The organism is Marinobacter sp., from assembly GCF_041595835.1.
Taxonomy (GTDB): Bacteria; Pseudomonadota; Gammaproteobacteria; order Pseudomonadales; family Oleiphilaceae; genus Marinobacter.
The window spans coordinates 1-1,709 of sequence record NZ_JBFHJO010000095.1; the positions used below are offsets into that span (position 1 = coordinate 1).

At 50.6% G+C, this 1,709-nt stretch carries 2 protein-coding genes and 1 pseudogene; 2 read left to right on the forward strand and 1 reads right to left on the reverse strand.

The features are described from left to right. Positions 1 to 197: pseudogene (gene rbsC / locus ABYA77_RS14830) on the reverse strand (ribose ABC transporter permease); the annotation flags it as partial. Between the two features lie 316 nt (positions 198 to 513). Here rbsC and ABYA77_RS14835 point away from each other — a divergent pair. Both ABYA77_RS14835 and ABYA77_RS14840 read left to right on the forward strand, forming a co-directional pair. Further along, positions 514 to 834, forward strand: a complete 321-nt coding sequence (locus ABYA77_RS14835) for a transposase (RefSeq protein WP_372966734.1) — start codon at positions 514 to 516, stop codon at positions 832 to 834. Beyond that, complete coding sequence (locus tag ABYA77_RS14840; protein ID WP_372966735.1) at positions 834 to 1,703, forward strand: IS3 family transposase; 870 nt, start codon at positions 834 to 836, stop codon at positions 1,701 to 1,703. The genes ABYA77_RS14835 and ABYA77_RS14840 overlap by 1 nt, the downstream gene beginning before the upstream one ends. The last annotated feature ends 6 nt before the right edge of the window (positions 1,704 to 1,709 follow it).

Consider the following 1,709-nt stretch of genomic DNA (forward strand, 5'->3'; position numbering starts at 1 on the left):
ATGACCGTCAGAATAATTGCGGCTACAATAGGTACACCAGCTTTAAGAAACCATACAAATAGTACAGTAGTGAAACTAACTTGTGATCCCAAAGACATATCAATGCCTTCCGATAAAATAACTAAAGTTTGACCTAGAGCTAAAATCATCAAAGGTGACGCCTGTATCAAGACATTTGAAATATTTCTTGTAGACATATAATCATCAGATATAAAACTAAAAACTATTATTATGCATATCTGAAAGATGAATTAGGTATGAATAGAAGTTATCTTTTAAGATATTCTTACTTTGTTCCAGGTTCAGAAAAAATCGAAATAGTCAAAGAATTGAAAAATTTGCCTAACAATTTGCTCCACACGGACGGTTGATACAGGTGTGATGTTCGATAAAAGGTCTGTGCTATGCCAGTGGCCCAGCGCCGCCGGTGAGCTTAACCGTTAGGCTTCAGAGTTACCCACGAAAAGTGGACACCCTCACCAATTCGATTAAGATCGAACGGGAGGTGTCAAGATGACCAGGAAAAGAGCCAAGTCGTACCCCGAATCGTTCCGTCGTCAAGCTGTTCAGCTAGCCGATCAGCCGGGCAGGACCGCCGCCGATGTTGCCGAGGAACTGGGAATCCATGTCGGCCAGATCTACAACTGGCGCACCCAGTTCAACAAACTCTCCAAAAAGCAGTTTACAGTGGCCGACGGCACGAACTATTCCAAGGAAGAGCTTGCCGAAATCCGTAAGCTGAAAAAGGAGATCGCGGACCTCAAGGAGGAGCGTGATTTCCTAAAAAAAGCGACGGCGTACTTCGCGAAGGCCGACACGCAAAATACGCCCTGATCAAGTCCTGTCGGTTTGAATTCCGAATCTCCATGATGTGCCGGGTGCTGTCCGTTTCCCGCTCCGGGTTCTACACCTGGCTCAATCGGCCGATGAGCCGACGCGATCAGCGCAGAGCGCTGGTCGGCGTGGCGGTCGAGGCCACCTATCACCAATTCAAGAAGCGCTACGGTGCCCCCAGGTTGACCACGGAACTGAATGCCCAGGGCATCTCCTGCAGCCCCAATCATGTCGCGGAGTTGCTGAGGGAGCGTGGTCTGCGGGCACGAAACGGCAAAGGATTTCGCTACTCGCCCCGCACCGAGGCCATGACCAACGTCAACACCAACGTGTTGCGGCAAGACTTTGCAGCGAAGGCCCCCAACCTGAAATGGGTCTCGGACATTACCTACATCAAGGTTGGGCGGACCTGGATGTATCTGGCCGCTGTGATGGACCTGTTTTCGCGCAAGATCGTCGGCTGGAGCCTGGATACCCACATGCGGGAGAGCCTGGTGCTGGAGGCCTTGGACATGGCCACTTCCCGAAGAGAGCTCAAGCCCGATGCGCTAATCCATTCGGACCGAGGCGTACAGTATCGAAGCAACGAGTACCAGGAAACCTTGAAAAACCATGGGCTGCAGTGCAGCATGAGCCGCAAGGGGAACTGCTGGGACAATGCGGTGATGGAGTCCTTCTTCAGCCGCTTGAAGGTTGAGCTCATTTACGCCGAGAATTACAAGTTGGTCGATGAGGCACGAACAGGAATTTTTGAATACATCGAAATTTTCCACAACAGGAAGCGCCGCCACTCATCCCTCGGAAACGTCAGCCCGCACGAGTATGAGCAGCAGTTTGAGAAGTTAACCGTGTCCACTTTTAGTGGGTAAGACCAG